The 13,422-nt window shown below is 70.3% G+C and carries 14 protein-coding genes; 2 read left to right on the forward strand and 12 right to left on the reverse strand.

Annotated elements, in window-relative coordinates:
• Positions 1-91: 91 nt before the first annotated feature.
• On the reverse strand, positions 92-538 hold the full coding sequence (locus C8E83_RS07905; RefSeq protein ID WP_121369218.1) for a LysM peptidoglycan-binding domain-containing protein: 447 nt from the start codon (positions 536-538) through the stop codon (positions 92-94).
• A gap of 245 nt (positions 539-783) precedes the next feature.
• Between C8E83_RS07905 and lexA the strand changes: the two genes are divergently transcribed.
• The gene (gene lexA / locus C8E83_RS07910; protein ID WP_121369219.1) at positions 784-1,455 is read left to right on the forward strand and encodes a transcriptional repressor LexA; all 672 of its coding nucleotides are present in this window, start codon (positions 784-786) and stop codon (positions 1,453-1,455) included.
• A gap of 293 nt (positions 1,456-1,748) precedes the next feature.
• Here lexA and C8E83_RS07915 read toward each other — a convergent pair whose 3' ends face one another.
• Together C8E83_RS07915 and hflX are read right to left on the reverse strand one after the other, a co-directional pair.
• Positions 1,749-3,542 carry a TIGR03767 family metallophosphoesterase gene (locus C8E83_RS07915; protein WP_121369220.1) on the reverse strand — a complete coding sequence of 598 codons (1,794 nt, stop codon included), beginning with the start codon at positions 3,540-3,542 and terminating at the stop codon, positions 1,749-1,751.
• Complete coding sequence (gene hflX / locus C8E83_RS07920; RefSeq protein ID WP_121369221.1) at positions 3,496-5,040, reverse strand: GTPase HflX; 1,545 nt, start codon at positions 5,038-5,040, stop codon at positions 3,496-3,498. The genes C8E83_RS07915 and hflX overlap by 47 nt, the downstream gene beginning before the upstream one ends.
• A 41-nt stretch (positions 5,041-5,081) precedes the next feature.
• On the opposite strand from hflX, the gene C8E83_RS07925 reads away from it, so the two are divergent.
• On the forward strand, positions 5,082-5,690 hold the full coding sequence (locus C8E83_RS07925; protein ID WP_121369222.1) for a class I SAM-dependent methyltransferase: 609 nt from the start codon (positions 5,082-5,084) through the stop codon (positions 5,688-5,690).
• 57 nt (positions 5,691-5,747) lie between these two features.
• Here the strand turns inward: C8E83_RS07925 and dapF are convergent, their stop codons facing one another.
• From dapF to pgsA, 9 genes are all read right to left on the reverse strand, one after another.
• The gene (gene dapF, locus C8E83_RS07930; protein WP_121369223.1) at positions 5,748-6,656 is read right to left on the reverse strand and encodes a diaminopimelate epimerase; all 909 of its coding nucleotides are present in this window, start codon (positions 6,654-6,656) and stop codon (positions 5,748-5,750) included.
• The gene (gene miaA, locus C8E83_RS07935) at positions 6,653-7,555 is read right to left on the reverse strand and encodes a tRNA (adenosine(37)-N6)-dimethylallyltransferase MiaA (RefSeq protein WP_245981499.1); all 903 of its coding nucleotides are present in this window, start codon (positions 7,553-7,555) and stop codon (positions 6,653-6,655) included. The genes dapF and miaA overlap by 4 nt, the downstream gene beginning before the upstream one ends.
• 17 nt (positions 7,556-7,572) lie before the next feature.
• The gene (gene miaB, locus C8E83_RS07940; protein WP_121369224.1) at positions 7,573-9,144 is read right to left on the reverse strand and encodes a tRNA (N6-isopentenyl adenosine(37)-C2)-methylthiotransferase MiaB; all 1,572 of its coding nucleotides are present in this window, start codon (positions 9,142-9,144) and stop codon (positions 7,573-7,575) included.
• Positions 9,145-9,220: 76 nt separating this feature from the next.
• Positions 9,221-9,991, reverse strand: coding sequence for a regulatory protein RecX (locus C8E83_RS07945; protein WP_121369225.1), 771 nt, complete (start codon positions 9,989-9,991; stop codon positions 9,221-9,223).
• On the reverse strand, positions 9,988-11,073 hold the full coding sequence (gene recA, locus C8E83_RS07950; RefSeq protein WP_121369226.1) for a recombinase RecA: 1,086 nt from the start codon (positions 11,071-11,073) through the stop codon (positions 9,988-9,990). The genes C8E83_RS07945 and recA overlap by 4 nt, the downstream gene beginning before the upstream one ends.
• Positions 11,074-11,414: 341 nt before the next feature.
• Positions 11,415-11,639, reverse strand: coding sequence for a DUF3046 domain-containing protein (locus C8E83_RS07955; RefSeq protein WP_121369227.1), 225 nt, complete (start codon positions 11,637-11,639; stop codon positions 11,415-11,417).
• 129 nt (positions 11,640-11,768) lie between these two features.
• Positions 11,769-12,077, reverse strand: coding sequence for a helix-turn-helix domain-containing protein (locus C8E83_RS07960; protein WP_121369228.1), 309 nt, complete (start codon positions 12,075-12,077; stop codon positions 11,769-11,771).
• Between the two features lie 146 nt (positions 12,078-12,223).
• Entirely contained in the window at positions 12,224-12,766 is a 543-nt protein-coding gene (locus C8E83_RS07965; RefSeq protein ID WP_121369229.1) for a CinA family protein, read from the reverse strand.
• On the reverse strand, positions 12,763-13,419 hold the full coding sequence (pgsA, locus tag C8E83_RS07970; protein WP_121369230.1) for a CDP-diacylglycerol--glycerol-3-phosphate 3-phosphatidyltransferase: 657 nt from the start codon (positions 13,417-13,419) through the stop codon (positions 12,763-12,765). Before pgsA ends, C8E83_RS07965 begins: the two co-directional genes overlap by 4 nt.
• Positions 13,420-13,422 lie beyond the last annotated feature (3 nt).

The following is a 13,422-nucleotide window of genomic DNA, read 5'->3' on the forward strand; positions in this document are numbered from 1 at the left end:
CAGGACGCCCCGGACGCAGAAGGGCCCGGCCACCGCGAGGTGACCGGGCCCTGTGGGAAGCGCGAGGAGCGCGAGCCTCCGTGTGAAGAGCTCAGTGCGAGGAGTACTGCGTCGGGATCGCGATCGACTGACCGGCCATGACGGACGTGGTCTGGAGGTCGTTCAGCTTGACGATGTCGTTGATGACGTCGCGCGGGTCGGAGTTCGGCGCGACCTGCTCGGCCACCTGCCAGAGCGTCTCGTCGGGCTGGATGGTGACGTGCTGGAAGTGCACGTGCCCGGTCGAGGAGGTCGCGTCGGCACCGCCGCCGTTGAGCATGGCGGCGCCGAGGCCCACGACGATGGCGACGGCCGCGAGGAGGGTGAGGACGACGCGACCACGGCGGGTGAGGTGGAGGCGGGTGCGGACCGGCTTCGTGCCGAAGCCGTTGCGCTCGCGCGTCGCGCGGACGTCCGCCGCGAGAGAGGCACGGCGGAGCTCAGCGGAGCGAGGCGCGGTCGACGTGAAGAAGTCGGGTGCGGTGATCGTGGCGCTCATGAGGGAGTCCTTTCGAGAAGGTGGCCGCTTCGCGACGAGACCCTCGGCCGGGAGAGGCCCGTCGCGAAGACGTGTTCCGAACATATCTTCGAATTACGCCGATTTCAACCCCCGGTGGCCGAAAATCCTTCCAAAAACACGCGACACACTCGAACATGTGTTTGTTGTCGGGATATCAACCGGATACAGTTTCGATCGGTGGCATCAGTAGATCAGCAGCCACCGACATTCCATGGAGGAGCGAGATGAGCCCCAGTTCGACGCCCCGCGAGGTCAAGCCGCTGACCGCGAAGCAGGAGCTGATCCTCGCCGCGATCCGCGAGTCGATCGCCTCTCGCGGCTACCCGCCGAGCATGCGCGAGATCGGCGACGCCGTGGGGCTCGCCTCGCTCTCGAGCGTGACGCATCAGCTGAACCAGCTCGAGCTCGCGGGCGCGATCCGCCGAGACCCCAACCGGCCCCGCGCCCTCGAGGTGCTCCTCGCCGACCCGGCCACGCCGGATCCTGCGCCCTCGATCGTCCGCTATGACGACGACGACAACGTGACGGCGCACGTGCCCCTCGTCGGTCGCATCGCCGCCGGAATCCCCATCACGGCGGAGCAGCAGGTCGAAGACGTCATGCCGCTCCCCCGCACGCTCGTCGGCAAGGGCGAGCTGTTCATGCTCAAGGTCGTGGGCGAGTCGATGATCGACGCCGCCATCTGCGACGGCGACTGGGTCGTCGTGCGGCAGCAGGGCACGGCCGAGAACGGCGAGATCGTCGCGGCCATGCTCGACGAGGAGGCCACGGTCAAGGTCTTCCGGCAGCGCGACGGTCACACCTGGCTGCTGCCGCGCAACTCGAACTTCGAGCCGATCCTCGGCGATCACGCGCAGATCCTGGGCAAGGTCGTGGCGGTGCTGCGCTCGGTCTGACGCCGCTTCCGCGGTATCGGCGGATCGCGGGCCGGTACCGCACTGCGCGACGCGAGGCTGAGCGTCGCGGAAGGACCTGGGGTGTTGCTCGGCATTTTTGCCTCCTCAACTACGGAGTTGAGGAGTCAAAACGCGAGAGCGCTCCCCTGCAGGGCGGGGCAGAGGGCTGCCCGCGCAGGCGAGGCGATACAGTGCGCTCCCCGCGCAGGCCAGCGACGGAGGGCCCGAACCGCGCGATCTGGGCTGGAGAGCGAGGTGGGGCCCGGGCGGCAACGGAGGCCGCCGCCGACGGGCTACAGCTCGACGCCGGCCGGGAACGGCACGATCAGCTCGACGTTCCGGTCCCCCAGCGACCCCCGCAGCCCGTCGACGTCGACGAGCACCGTCGGGTCAGCCGTTCGCGGCGACTCCTGCGGGTCGTTGGCCGCCAGCTCACGAGAGAGCGACGCGAGCGCGAGGGGCGAGTCGAGGGCGCCGTCCCACCGGGTCGCGGCAGCGCTGTCGACGACGGTGCCGAAGATCGACAGGGTGCCGTCACGGTTGTCGACGATCTCGATCGCTCGGACCTGCTGCGGCCAGTCGATCTGCGACGCCGTCGTGACCTCCCAGAATCCGCCGTCGCGCGAGCCGTCGGGCGCCGTGCGCCAGTGCGGCGTGACGACGTTCTCGTGCGTGTGCCCGGTCACCCAGAGCACGACCTGGGGTCGCTCGAGCAGCGCCGACACGACCTCGTGACCGAGAACTCGGCCGCGGAAGCCGTTGCGCAGCAGTCGGCCGGGGCTCTGCAGCCTGTTCTTCAGCGTCGCCGCGGTGTGATGGCTGACGATCATGGTGAGCCGCGAGGGATCCGCGTCGAGCGTCGCCTTCAGCCAGGCGAACTGCTTCCGGTCGAGCGATCCGTCGGCCTCACCGGTGGGGTTGACGGTGTCGAGCACGATCATGCGCACCGGGCGGACGCCCTCGGCCGACGGTACGTCCGTCACGTAGTAGGCGGTGCCCGCTCGCCGGTTCTCGGCCGTGAAGCCGTGCCCGACCGGAAGCCCGGTCGTGTCGAAATGCTCGGCGACGATCTGGCGGCGGCTCAGGAGCCGGCGCTCCGGGTCGGGCGACACCCGCCTTCGCGCCTCCCACGCCCGCACGGGCTGACGCCGCACCCGCCGCACGATCGCGGTCAGGCGGGCGCCGACACCCGGCCCGCCGAGGAGCTTCGACGCCCCGACCGCCTGGCGCCGCCAGTACGGCCACTCGGGGAAGTTGCCGGCGACGAGCGTGTCGTGGTTGCCGTGCGCCGTGAACCACGGCATGCGAAGGCCCGTGGCCTCGAACGGCCGGATGGCAGCGTCGAGCAGCCCCGGGATCACCGGGAAGCCCTTCTTCGCGCGGTACACGTCGTTGCCCCCGATCGCATCGACGGGGGTGCCGTCGGGGTGCCAGTAGTGGGGGTCGTAGTGGTCGGCCGAGGAGTCGGCCACCCCTTCGAACCTCCCGATCCTGCCGCTGTCAGGTGTCACCGTGCCGCCGTCGAAGAGCGTGATCGCCCAGCGGAGCTCGTTGCGCTGGCAGTTGTCGGTGGCGTCGCCGGTGCTCACGGCGAAGGCGAGAGGCTCACCCGTCGCCGGACCGACGCGCAGCGCGTCGATGGAGAGGACGGCCGCCTCGGCGACCTGCGTGGAGAGCATCTCCTGCGTCCGGTAGGCGGCACGGAACGGCGTGTGCGGCAGGACGTCGAGAGCCCGGTCGAGGTACTCGACGCGGGCGGGCGACTGGGTGTCCTGGATGTGGACGTCGGTCAGGTGGACGAACGACGCGAGAACGCGCCGAGTGCCGGCGCGGTCGGGGCCGGCCTCGCCGCCGAGGTACGTGTGGACGACATAGGGCTCGCCCGGGGCCACGTCGTGATACCGGAAACCGTTCGGCCCGACATCGGTGCGCAGCAGCGTCCGTTCGAGAGTCGAGCCCTCGGGGTGCACCGGAGGCACCGGGGCGGGGCGGGCGGCCTCGTCGGGCTGCCCGCCTCCGTCGCGGGGCGCTGACTCGTCGTCAGCCGGCGAACTCGCGGAGCCCACTGGCGTCGTGCGGGTAGACACGCGCCGTCACGCGCGTGCCCTCGGGCAGGTACTCGACGTCGACGACCCGGCCGATCTCGTGGATGCGAGAGACCACGTCGCCGCGGTCGTAGGGCACGAGCAGCTCGAGCTCCAGCTCGGGCCGGGGCAGGAGCTCGGCGATCCTCGCCCGCAGATCGTCGATGCCCGCGCCGGTCCGCGCCGACACGAAGATCGCGTCGGGCACGAGCCCGGCGAGCACGATCCGCTGGCTCTCGTCGATGAGGTCGCTCTTGTTGAACACGACGACCTCGGGGATGTCGCGGCCGTCGACCTCGTTGATCACGTCGCGCACCGTCGCCAGCTGCGCCGCCGGATCGGGGTGCGACCCGTCGACGACGTGGACGATGATGTCGCTGTCTTCGACCTCCTCGAGCGTCGACCGGAACGCCTCCACCAGCTGGTGCGGCAGGTTCCGCACGAAGCCGACGGTGTCGGCGTACGTGAACGGGCGGCCGTCGTCGGTGACGCTCTTGCGGACCGTCGCGTCGAGGGTCGCGAACAGGGCGTTCTCGACCAGGACCCCGGCCCGCGTCAGGCGGTTGAGGAGGCTCGACTTGCCCGCGTTCGTGTACCCGGCGATCGCGACGCTCGGCACGGCGTTCCGCTCGCGGTTCGCGCGCTTGGCGTCGCGGGCCGGCTTCATCTCCTTGATCTGCTTTCGCAGGCGGGCCATGCGCGTGTGGATGCGACGACGGTCGAGTTCGATCTTCGTCTCACCGGGACCGCGCGAGCCCATGCCGGCTCCTGCGCCACCGACCTGGCCACCGGCCTGCCGGGACATCGACTCGCCCCAGCCGCGGAGGCGGGGAAGCAGGTACTCGAGCTGCGCGAGCTCGACCTGCGCCTTGCCCTCGCGGCTCTTGGCGTGCTGGCTGAAGATGTCGAGGATCACGGCCGTGCGGTCGATCACCTTCACCTTCACGACGTCTTCGAGCGCGCGCCGCTGGCTGGGGGCGAGCTCGGTGTCGGCGATCACGGTGTCGGCTCCGAGGCCGGCGACGATGCTCTTGAGCTCTTGCGCCTTGCCGGAGCCGAGGTAGGTCGACGGGTCGGGGTGCGGCCGACGCTGCAGCAGGCCGTCGAGCACCACGGCGCCCGCGGTCTCGGCCAGGGCCGCCAGCTCGCGCAGGGAGTTCTCGGCGTCCTGCAGCGAACCCTGCGAGTAGACGCCGATCAGCACGACGTTCTCGAGGCGCAGCTGGCGGTACTCGACCTCGGTGACGTCCTCGAGCTCGGTCGAGAGGCCGGCGACACGGCGGAGCGCCTGGCGCTCTTCGAGGTCGAACTGGTCGCCGTCGTGGTCGTCGTCGGCATCGCCGCGGCGCGACGGAGCCAGACCCTCGGTCTGGATCGCCTGGGCCGGGGTGAAGACGGAGAGGCCGGCACGCGTCTCGGACCCGCGCAGGATCCGGTCGACCACGTCGTCACGCTCGTCGCGCTGGTCGCGCTCGGCGCTCGTGGTGGTGTGCTCAGTCATTGCAGTCACAGTAGACCTTTCACGTTCGATAATCTGTTCGGATGGCCAGCGAGCACTACTTCTCGTCGAAGCCGCAGAGCGAGCTCAAGCCCCGTGAGATCACGGTCGAGCTCGCCGGGCGGACTCTCTCGCTGGCGACCGCCGCCGGCGTCTTCTCACCGGGGCGGATCGACCCGGGCACCGCAGTGCTCCTGGCCGGGATGCCGACGCCACCGCGCGACGGCACCTTCTTGGATGTGGGTTGTGGATGGGGCCCGATCGCCCTGACGCTCGCGCTGCTCTCCCCCGACGCCACCGTGTGGGCGGTCGACGTGAACGAGCGGGTGCTCGACCTGCTGCGCGAGAACGCTCAGCGGGCCGGCATCGCGAACATCAGGGTCGCGCTGCCCGACGACGTGCCCGACGATGTGGTCTTCGACGGCATCTGGTCGAATCCGCCGATCCGGGTCGGAAAGACGGTGCTCCACGAGATCCTCGAGAAGTGGCTGCCGAGGCTCGGCATCGACATGGAGGCGTACCTCGTGGTCGCGAAGAACCTTGGTGCAGACTCGCTGCAGAAGTGGATCAACGAAGAACTGGCCGGTGTCGTCGAGGTCGAACGAGAGTCGACGTCGAAGGGGTATCGCACGTTACGCGCGACCCGACTGTAGGTTCTCAGATCTTCATAGTGAGACGAGTCTACCGAGAATCCTTCTCGGAGGCCAGGCTCAGATCGCGAGATCGCCCGTGAACACCAGTTCGGCCGGCCCGGAGAGCGAGACGTGCTCGCCGTCTTCCGTGGCGAACATGCGCACGTGCACGGTGCCGCCCGGCACGTCGACCCGCCACTGATCGGGCGCACCCTGGCCGGCCCAGTACCGCGTGGCCAGAGCCGCGGCCGCAGCGCCGGTGCCGCACGACAGGGTCTCGCCGCTGCCGCGCTCGTGCACCCGCATGCGGATGCGGCCGACACCGTCGGCGACGAGGGGCTCTTCGGGCACGACGAACTCGACGTTCGCGCCGTCGACGGGCGCAGGATCGAGAACAGGCGCCGAGCCGAGGTCGATCGCCGCCAGCTCGTCGGCACTCGCGAGTGCCACGACGACGTGAGGGTTGCCGACGCTGAGACTCAGCCCGGGGCGGGAGACGGGCAGCGCCGTAGCCGTGACCTCGGGCCCCGAGCCGTCGCCGACCGTTCCGTCGAAGTCGGGCGCTTCGAGACGCCAGCGGCCCAGGTCGACCTGATAGCCGCCGCGGTTGAGCTGCACGTCGCGGACGCCCGCCCGCGTGCCGATCGCGAGCGTCTCGCCGGGCTCGAGCGTGGTGAGCCCCTGCTCGAGCAGGAACTTCGTGAACACCCGGATGCCGTTGCCGCACATCTCGGCGACGCTGCCGTCGGCGTTGTGGTAGTCCATGAACCACTCGGCGGCGGGGTCTTCGGCGAGGATCGTCTGCCCCTCGGGCAGGTTCGCGCTGCGCGCCGCCCGGATCACCCCGTCGCCGCCCACGCCGAAGCGCCGGTCGGCGAGTGCGCGGATGCGCTCGGGCGTGAGGTCGACGAGAGCGTCGGGGTCGGAGAACAGCACGAAGTCGTTGCCCGTGCCCTGGCCCTTGGTGAAGCGGACGGTTTCGGTCACAGGCCGAGTGTATCGGCGGCGGCCGACACCGCGGCCGGGTCTCCGGCTCGGGTCCACGTGACGCGGGGGTATCGCCGGAACCAGCTCACCTGGCGACGCGCGTACCTGCGTGTGAGGGCCTTCGTCTGCTCCTGCGCCTCGGTCTCGGTCAGGTCGCCGCGCAGCTGCGCGATCGCCTGCGCGTAGCCGATGGCACGACTTGCGGTGACCCCGCGCTCGAGTCCGAGGGGCAGGAGGCGCTCCACCTCGGCGACGAGGCCGTCGCGCCACATGCCGTCGACGCGCTCGTCGAGACGCGCGACGAGCTCACTGCGGTCTTCGGCGAGCCCCACGATGCGCGGTTCACCCCAGGTCGGCGCGTCGTCGGGCAGGCCGACCTGGAACGGCTCGCCGGTGATCTCACCGACCTCGAGGGCACGGACCATGCGCCTGCCGTTGTACGGCCCGATCGCCGCAGCCGCGGCCGGGTCGCGCTCGCGCAGCAGCTCGTGCACGGCCTTCACGCCGCCCTCGTCGAGGAGAGCCTCGTAGCGAGCCCGCACGGCATCGTCGGTGCCCGGGAAGCGGAAATCGAAGATCGCGCCCGACACGTAGAGCCCCGAGCCGCCGACGACGATCGGCACGTGGCCGTCACGCAGGATCCCGGCGGTCACCTCGCGCGCGCGCCGCTGGTACCACTCCACGCTCGCCTCGGCGGTGACGTCGAGCTCGTCCAGCAGATGGTGGGGAACTCCCCCGCGCTCCTCGGGGCGGAGCTTCGCCGTTCCGATGTCCATGCCGCGATACAGCTGCATGGCATCGGCGTTGACCACTTCGGCCGTGCCCCCGCGGCGGTCGATCTCGGCGGCGAGGTCGAGGGCGAACGCGGACTTGCCGGTGCCGGTGGCGCCGACGACCACCGCGTAGGGAGGGGTGCTCAGCGTTCGCCGTCCGCGGTGTCGTAGATCGACGTCGTCGCGACGCGAAGCGTCGGCAGGCCGAGCGACACGCGACCGGGCGCAGCGTCGGCGGCCATCGAGCCGGTGTGGGCGGGGACGGCGCAGGAGGCGGCCTGCGCGCGATCCCAGGCGTCGCCCGCGCTGGTCCGGCGCACCGAGTAGGGCGTCGCCGGCGTCTCGTCGGCGATGAGGTAGAACGGCTTCGCGTCGGTGATCTCGACGGTCACCATGTCGCCCGGGCGCGGAACCTCGGCGCCCGACGGCACGGTGAAGTGCACGAGCCGGCTGTCGTCGGCGCGACCCGAGAGCCGGTGCGTCGCCGTGTCTTTCCGGCCCTCCCCGGTGGCGACGAGGAGCTCGACGACGCGGCCGACCTGCTTCTGGTTCTCTTCGAACGAGATGCGGTCTTGCAGGGCGATGAGTCGGTCGTAGCGTTCCTGCACGACCTCCTTCGGCACCTGGTTCTCCATCTCGCCGGCCGGCGTGCCGGGGCGGATGGAGTACTGGAACGTGAACGCGCTGGCGAACCGGGCCTGCTCGACCACGCGGAGGGTCTCGAGGAAGTCCTCCTCCGTCTCGCCGGGGAAGCCGACGATGATGTCGGTCGAGATCGCGGCGTTCGGGATCTTGGCGCGCACCCGGTCGAGGATGCCGAGAAAACGGTCGCTGCGGTAGCTGCGACGCATCGCGCGCAGGATCCGGTCGGAGCCCGACTGGAGCGGCATGTGCAGCTGCGGCATGACGTTGGGCGTCTCGGCCATGGCGTCGATGACGTCGTCGGTGAACGCGGCGGGGTGCGGGCTGGTGAAGCGGATGCGCTCGAGGCCCTCGATCTCGCCAGCGGCCCGGAGGAGCTTCGCGAAGGCGCCGCGGTCGCCGAACTCGACGCCGTACGAGTTGACGTTCTGGCCCAGCAGGGTCACCTCGAGGGCGCCGTCGCCGACGACAGCCTGGATCTCGCTCAGGATCTCGCCGGGGCGACGGTCTTTCTCCTTGCCGCGGAGGGCGGGCACGATGCAGAAGGTGCAGGTGTTGTTGCACCCGACGGAGATCGACACCCAACCCGAGTAGGTCGAGTCGCGCTTGGTCGGGAGCGTCGACGGGAACACGTCGAGCGACTCGAGGATCTCGAGCTGCGCCTCGTCGTTGTGACGGGCTCGTTCGAGCAGCGTCGGCAGTGCGCCCATGTTGTGCGTGCCGAAGACCACGTCGACCCACGGCGCGCGGTCGAGGATGACCGACTTGTCCTTCTGGGCGAGGCAGCCGCCGACGGCGATCTGCATGCCCTCGTGCGTGCGCTTCGTCGACGCGAGGTGACCGAGGGTGCCGTAGAGCTTGTTGTCGGCGTTCTCGCGGACGGCGCAGGTGTTGATCACGACGATGTCGGCCTCGGCGCCGTTCGCGGGCACGTAGCCGGCGGCCTCGAGCGAGCCCGACAGGCGCTCGGAGTCGTGCACGTTCATCTGGCAGCCGAAGGTGCGGACCTCGTAGGTGCGCGGGCTGCCGCTCTCGCCGCGCTCGGCGGTCGTGTTCTCGAGGACGGTCGACATGATGCTCCAGTGTAAATCGTCGCGGCTGCGCTCTCGCGCCGACCGTCGAGGCCGGGGCGCAGGAGCCGCGCGACAGCTACTCGAACCGAACCCCGCCCCGCGACGACCCGCCCCTCGGCAGCGCCTTCGCGATGGCTCGCCGCGCGACCTCGGAACGGTAGCCCCGCCTCATGAGGTAGCCCGAGAGCCGCCGCTCGGCGGTCTCGTGGTCGAGGCCGCGGAGCTGGCCGGCGCGCTTCCGTGCCCACTCGTCGGCTCGCGCCTGCTCGTCGTCGTCGTCGATCTCGGCGATGGCCTGCTCGATGGCCTCGTTCGCCAGGCCACGCTGCTTGAGCTCGGCCGAGATCGCGCTCTTGCCGAGGCCTTTTCGCTCCTGCTTGGAGCGGACGAGGGTCTCGGCCAGTTCCGAGTCGTTCAGGAGCCCGACGCGCTCGAGGCGCTCGACCTCGGCCGCCACGACCTCGTCGGGGAGGTCGCGGCTGCGGAGCGTGCGCTCCATCTCGCGGGAGGAGACGCCGCGCCGAGTGAGAGCGTGCATGCTGATGTTCTCGGCGCGGTGCCGGGCGGCCTCGAGGGTCTCTTCAGGCTCGGCAGGAGCCTCGGGCTCGGCAGGCGCCTCGACCTCATCGTCATCTTTGCCGCCCCAGAACGTGGCGAACGTCGGCACCGCGACCGCGGCAGCCTCAGGCTCGGCAGGCGCCGCGACCGCGCCAGCCTCGGGGTCGCCTGCCGCCTCGACCTCATCGGGCCCCGCGGCGGCCGAGTCGGCCCAGCCGTCGGCGGCGGGCGTGCGCCCGCCGCCGAACAGCGGTGTCACGGGGGCGAGGTGTTCGCCCTCGGTGCTCATGCGCCCTTGCGCGCGGCGAGCTTCGCCTGGAGCGGCTCGACGGGCGCTGCCGGAGCGGCGGCGGCATCGTCGGCACCGGCGGTGCTGCCGCCGACCCCCAGCTTGGCGAGGATCTTCTGCTCGATCTCGTCGGCCACGTTCTTATTGGCGATGAGGAAGTTGCGAGAGTTCTCCTTGCCCTGGCCGAGCTGGTCGCCCTCGTAGGTGTACCAGGCGCCCGACTTGCGGACGATGCCGTGCTCGACGCCGAAGTCGAGGAGGCTGCCCTCGCGCGAGATGCCGACGCCGTACAGGATGTCGAACTCGGCCTGCTTGAAGGGCGGGGCCATCTTGTTCTTGACGACCTTGACGCGGGTGCGGTTGCCGACCGCGTCGGTGCCGTCCTTCAGGGTCTCGATGCGGCGGATGTCGAGGCGCACGGAAGCGTAGAACTTGAGCGCCTTGCCGCCGGCGGTGGTCTCGGGGCTGCCGAAGAACACGCCGATCTTCTCGCGCAGCTGGTTGATGAAGATCATCGTGGTGCCGGTCTGGTTCAGGCCGCCGGTGAGCTTGCGGAGCGCCTGCGACATGAGGCGGGCCTGAAGGCCGACGTGCGAGTCGCCCATCTCGCCCTCGATCTCGGCGCGCGGCACGAGCGCCGCCACGGAGTCGATGACGACGAGGTCGATCGAGCCGGAGCGCACGAGCATGTCGGCGATCTCGAGGGCCTGCTCGCCCGTGTCGGGCTGCGACACGAGCAGAGCGTCGATGTCGACGCCGAGCTTCTTCGCGTACTCGGGGTCGAGCGCGTGCTCGGCGTCGATGAACGCCGCGATGCCACCGGCGCGCTGGGCGTTCGCGATCGCGTGGAGCGTGAGGGTCGTCTTACCCGACGACTCGGGGCCGTAGATCTCGACGATGCGGCCGCGGGGCAGTCCGCCCACGCCGAGGGCGACGTCGAGAGCGATGGAGCCCGTGGGGATGACGGCGACGGGAGCGCGCTCGTCGCTGCCGAGGCGCATCACCGCACCCTTGCCGAACTGCCGGTCGATCTGGGCGAGGGCGGTCTCGAGGGCCTTCTCGCGGTCTGCAACTGAGGGCATGTGCTTCTCCTTGGTTCGTCGCCGGGCCGACCGGTGGTCGAGCCGCAGCAGGTGCGGTGCGCCTGTAGGCTGTCGCGCCCTCTGGCCGCCGATGAAGCCGGGCGGCCAGCCTTGCGACAAGGCTGAGGGAATCGCTGTTGACCGGAACGCTACGGGCGCCCACCGACACTCGGAGCGTCGTGAGGGAATCTGTGGAGAACCGGAGCCGAGAGGCTCCCTGTGGTGGAGAGGCTAGCACCGAACCGAACATGTGTTCGAGTCCACCGCGCGGCGTGTCGGGGATGGCGAGCCGATGCTCCTGCGCCCTGAGCCGACGTCGCCCGCGTCAGTCGCGGCGACGCCTACCGCCTGGGCTTGGGGAGCCCCACGCCGTGCCGACGTGACAGCGGGACGTTCTCAACCTCGCACAGCGCGAGCCAGACGTCGCGCGGCGGGACGCCGTGAGCGATCGCCTCGTCGGCGGTCTGGTTGCCCAGCTTCGCCAGGACGACGTCGTGCGTGACGACGCGGCCGTAGCCTTCGCCGAACTCGTCGACGACGGCTCGATCGAATTCGCTCTTCCGCACCCGTCGAGGATAGCCGCGACCACCGACGCCGGCGCCCGCGCACTGACGCCGGCGCACACGCGCGACCCCGGACGCACGAACGCCCCGCCACGAGGGCGGGGCGTTCGAGTCGCGTGTCGGCGACTGCGCCTAGCGGACGGCCAGGTCGGCGTCGAACTCGGCGACGAGGTCGTCGGGAAGCGTGTCGGGGACTGGGCTCAGCCCCTCGAGAACGGCCATGCGGTCGCCGACCTCGCGCATGATGGTCGAGATCGGGGTCTCGAGCGCTTCGGCCACGGACGCGAGGATCTCGCTCGAGGCCTCTTTCTGGCCTCGCTCGACCTCGCTCAGATACCCGAGCGCCACGCTGGCCTTGGATGCGACCTGGCGGAGCGTGCGGCCCTTCTGCAGGCGGAAGTCACGAAGGACGTCACCGATTTCTTGACGTACGAGAACCATAGGACCCTCCTCCTGAGGACGACCCACCGTGATCGAAGTACCGCGGTGGATGAGTAACACTAAGAGCAACCGCTGCTTTCACTGTAACCAGCGGCCTGGGAATGCACCTTGTGAACCTGCGAGATGTAACGAGAACGAAACCCGCTCTATTCCCGAGGCCCGTCGAGCATGAACCCGACCGCTGAGAGTGATTCGACGACCGTAGCCCATCGGATTGCGGATCGGTCACCCTCCAGTGCGAGGGGCAGGACTTCCACGTCGTCTCCCCAGGCGATTCCCACGTAGACGGTGCCGACGGGCTGGCCGTCCTGCGGGTCGGGCCCGGCGACACCTGTCGTCGCGAGGCCGATGTCGGCGTTCACGCCGTCGAGAGTGAGACGCTCGCGCACGCCCATCGCCATCGACGCCGCGACGTCGGGGTGCACGGCTCCGTGCTCGGCCAGGAGCGTCTCAGACACCCCGAGGAGGGACGCCTTGAGCTCGGTCTGGTAGGCGACCACGCCGCCGCAGACGACCTTCGAGGCACCCGGCACGTCGACGAGCGACGCCACCACGAGTCCGCCCGTCAGCGACTCGGCGACCGCGATCGTGAGGCCGCGCTCACGCAGCCGGCCGACGAGGTCGTGGGCGAGCGACGACGCGCGCGCGGCGGCGTGCGACCCGGGCGACGACGAAGACGCCGGCGTCACGGCCGGGTGCCGTCGTGCGGCCGCTGCAGCGCCACGCGCATGTAGTCGAGGCCCGACAGCACCGTCGCCACGAAGGCCGCCGACATCACGACGATGTCGACCCAGCTGAACCACCCGCCCAGCCAGGTCGTGAACGGGAACAGCGCGAGGGTCAGAGCCACGCCCTGCAGCAGCGTCTTGATCTTGCCGCCGCGCGACGCCGCGATCACGCGGTCTTTGAGCGCCACGAACCGGTACACGGTGATGCCGACCTCGCGGACCAGGATCACGATCGTCACCCACCAGGGCAGCTCGCCCAGCACGCTCAGCACGATGAACGCACCGCCCGTGAGCACCTTGTCGGCCAGCGGGTCGACGATCTTCCCGAAGTCGGAGACGAGGTTCTGACGCCTGGCGAGGAACCCGTCGAGGCTGTCGGTGAGGATCGCCACGACGAAGATGACCGCGGCCCAGACCCGCAGTGCGCCCATGTGCCCGTCGTCGACCACGAGCATCACGAAGAACAGCGGCGCCATGAGGATGCGCACGACCGTGATGATGTTGGCGATGTTGGCCGTGGAGGCGGGGCCCTCGCCGCGGCTCACGATCCTGCCCGTGAACGGGAAGGTCTTGCCGGCCGGCGCGTGCGAGCCGGCGCCTGTGGGGGTGGTCATGTC

It is taken from the genome of Frondihabitans australicus (genome assembly GCF_003634555.1).
Lineage (GTDB): Bacteria > Actinomycetota > Actinomycetes > Actinomycetales > Microbacteriaceae > Frondihabitans > Frondihabitans australicus.

Bases quoted from the DNA above. Each gene is read 5' to 3' on its own strand.
- C8E83_RS07905 (WP_121369218.1), bottom strand. From the start codon at position 538: ATGAGCGCCACGATCACCGCACCCGACTTCTTCACGTCGACCGCGCCT.
- lexA (WP_121369219.1), top strand. From the start codon at position 784: ATGAGCCCCAGTTCGACGCCCCGCGAGGTCAAGCCGCTGACCGCGAAG.
- hflX (WP_121369221.1), bottom strand. From the start codon at position 5,040: ATGACTGAGCACACCACCACGAGCGCCGAGCGCGACCAGCGCGACGAG.
- C8E83_RS07925 (WP_121369222.1), top strand. From the start codon at position 5,082: ATGGCCAGCGAGCACTACTTCTCGTCGAAGCCGCAGAGCGAGCTCAAG.
- miaB (WP_121369224.1), bottom strand. From the start codon at position 9,144: ATGTCGACCGTCCTCGAGAACACGACCGCCGAGCGCGGCGAGAGCGGC.
- C8E83_RS07945 (WP_121369225.1), bottom strand. From the start codon at position 9,991: ATGAGCACCGAGGGCGAACACCTCGCCCCCGTGACACCGCTGTTCGGC.
- recA (WP_121369226.1), bottom strand. From the start codon at position 11,073: ATGCCCTCAGTTGCAGACCGCGAGAAGGCCCTCGAGACCGCCCTCGCC.
- C8E83_RS07960 (WP_121369228.1), bottom strand. From the start codon at position 12,077: ATGGTTCTCGTACGTCAAGAAATCGGTGACGTCCTTCGTGACTTCCGC.
- pgsA (WP_121369230.1), bottom strand. From the start codon at position 13,419: ATGACCACCCCCACAGGCGCCGGCTCGCACGCGCCGGCCGGCAAGACC.